The sequence below is a fragment of the Alphaproteobacteria bacterium genome, assembly GCA_025800285.1.
Taxonomy (GTDB): domain Bacteria; phylum Pseudomonadota; class Alphaproteobacteria; order JAOXRX01; family JAOXRX01; genus JAOXRX01.
Genome location: JAOXRX010000076.1, coordinates 1 through 2,387 on the forward strand (window position 1 = coordinate 1; position 2,387 = coordinate 2,387).

Consider the following 2,387-nt stretch of genomic DNA (forward strand, 5'->3'; position numbering starts at 1 on the left):
AAAACATAATCAAATATACTTATATTTGTTATCAACGCTGTGTAGCCAGAGCGTGTTTTATTATGTTCTTTATTAACAAACTATAGATAATCACAACATCAAAAATCCAAGCTGTTTTTCATTAATTACTTTACACTACCCATTCTTTAATTTATATCATTGAGATATAAGCAATTAATCATAACAAAAAAATCTTTTTATCTATGAGGTTCAAATACATTTTAATATTCCGAAAATTCAGAAAATTAATCGCATATAATACACTTCTAAAATACTAATTACTGTAATAACATCAGTCTCAAATGTTAAATTATAATCTAATATATCTTAATTTCAATCTTAGCAAAAAAAATCATATTTATCCTTGTTTTTATCTTTGTGTTTGAATAAAACTTAACATTTACATTATATATATTAAAATAATTTACAATAGTTAAACATATTGTAACACAATATGTTGCCATGTCAATGAAAAAAAAGTATTTTTTATAAGAAAAAACCAAAAACTATTAATAATTATAACCTTATTATTTTCTGGTTGAATGAAAAGTGGAAAATTGAAATCCCAATTTCCCGTTTGTAACTCAAGAATCTCGCTTTGTAAGTAAAAGCACTCTTTTGTAAGCAAATTTCCATAGTTGTAAACCAATTTCCCGCTTTGAATGCGTAGTTCCATAGTAATGATGTTATTCATGTCATTATTTTGATATAATTCAGGTGTAAATAGGGTTAATTGTGCATTACAAATGGAGGTCAATTTTTCCATGATTTTTTAGTAATCGAAAAATCCACCCCTGTTCTGCTTGTACTTAGTTACTTGCTGGTGACGTTTATTCTATTTACTATTTTCTTTTGAGAAGATTGGGTTTCATGATTATGCTTTCAGCTGCTACTGGACCATAACCAAGTTTCCTGAGTATATCTTCTCCGTAGTAAAAGCTGAACGTCTCGTAGGGAGATCTATCGTTCAGCTTTTTTCGTGAGTATGAGTTCACATGATTCATGACAAGTATAATATCATCTTGTGTTAAATTATCAAATGATTGACCTTTATGAAGTATTCTTCTTAGGAGTGTGTGATTAACTTCAATGGCTCCCTTTTGATGCGGCGAACTTGGATCACAATAAAATAGATGACTTCTTAAAAGATTGTTCTTAGGTTCTCTTTCTATCGCATTTGGATTGGAAAACTCACTTCCATTATCAGTGAGAATAACTTGGAAGAGTCTTTCGTAGTCTGTTTTACCAAGAACACTATACAAATAATTAAAGATATCAATTACTGATTGTGAGGTGTTTAGATCTCTAATAAAAGCTAACATGAAGCTTGAAGAGACAAAGTGAAGTGTTAGCAACATTTTGCCACCTTTACGACCAATAACTGAATCCATTTGAACAATATTATGCTCAGGGAAACGTTCCATGTGAGCTAGATAATCTTCATATTTTCTGTTAATACGACATTTCCTGTCTATCTTAAATTTGGGTTTCTTGTACCTTGGACGAAACTTTACCTTACGTGGTAAATCAATGTTTCTTACATCGAAAACACAGGCATCTATGTAATTGTATAATGTCTTTTCACTACACATAATTTGATCTTTATTGTGAACATATACTTGGTGAACTGATTGTCCTTTTTTAATTAGTGGACTTATAATATCATTAATTCGTTTTATCTCAGCTTCATTAGTTAAAAGACCACTACGTGACTCAGATACGTTCTCTGTAAATATTTTATGTGCATCACTTGCACAATAATAGGGCTTTGCAAGTGAGCATTTGAAGTAATCTACACAACCATTACATACATAAGGTGTCTTGAATTTACTGATGCATACATCCTCAATAAAAAAAGAGCAGTCTAAATTACAGAGTTTGCATCTGCTACAAATACTTTTCTTAGGATACAGACATTCATTACATACAAGTGTTCTTCTGCAATCTACACGATGCACACATGCATTATATGGATAGCTTGCATAACCAATTTTCTTAATAATATGATTACGTTTAATTTCTTTGGCAACTGTTGTTCTATCTTTTGAGATAATCTTTCCGATAACGCCAAAAGATAAACCTTTTTTTAAACCAGCTTCTATTTCTAAACGTTGATCATAAGTTAAATATTTAGACATAAATACCTCCAGAAAGTCACCAGCTCTTTGAAGGTATCAGTAAGTTAAACTAATTACAACAAAAAACAAGAACACTAATTAGTTCTTGCTAATTCATTTGTACATCATATATAATGGTCCCCTCTGTCAAGACACAAGTTTGAAAATTTAAGTTATTCTCCTTTCGTGTGATCTTGATTATTTTAAGGCATGCTAAGCAGCCATACTTAACTCATATGGTGTTTGATAATCCAATGACTGATGAGGTCT

General features: G+C 30.3%; 1 protein-coding gene. It reads right to left on the minus strand.

The window, feature by feature from the left end:
* Window positions 1-842 precede the first annotated feature (842 nt).
* Complete coding sequence (locus OIF36_04245) at window positions 843-2,138, minus strand: IS30 family transposase (GenBank protein ID MCV6599668.1); 1,296 nt, start codon at window positions 2,136-2,138, stop codon at window positions 843-845.
* Between the last annotated feature and the right edge of the window lie 249 nt (window positions 2,139-2,387).

Excerpts from the sequence above, each read along its gene's own strand:
- OIF36_04245 (MCV6599668.1), bottom strand. The coding sequence starts at position 2,138 with ATGTCTAAATATTTAACTTATGATCAACGTTTAGAAATAGAAGCTGGT.